Source organism: Methanofollis fontis, from assembly GCF_004297185.1.
Lineage (GTDB): Archaea > Halobacteriota > Methanomicrobia > Methanomicrobiales > Methanofollaceae > Methanofollis > Methanofollis fontis.
Genome location: NZ_PGCL01000020.1, coordinates 1 through 306 on the forward strand (window position 1 = coordinate 1; position 306 = coordinate 306).

Below are 306 nucleotides of genomic sequence, written 5' to 3' on the forward strand. Positions count from 1 at the left end.
TGCGTGTGCGTTTTCCTGCGTCCAGTCCTGGTTTTCGATGCCGTTGATGTCCTCCAGGAGGAATGACCCGAAGTCTGCGTACCATGCATCCGATGCATTGTAGGTGAACCCGCCGTCTGTTGCCGCCTGGTCGAGTGCACCGATATCGGTGGTGCGGTTCACCTCATATGATGCGGAGGCGTTGTTTGAGGGCACGAAGGTGAAGATCTCGCCCTCCGTGATGGCGACCGCCCCGTCCCAGATCACGGTTGCGGTGGTGACCTCGACATCGATGGTGACGATATAGGTGGCCTGGTCGATGAGTGG

At 58.8% G+C, this 306-nt stretch carries 1 protein-coding gene; it reads right to left on the reverse strand.

The features are described from left to right. On the reverse strand, positions 1 to 306 hold a 306-nt coding region (locus CUJ86_RS11935), incomplete at both ends, for a hypothetical protein (RefSeq protein WP_165394912.1).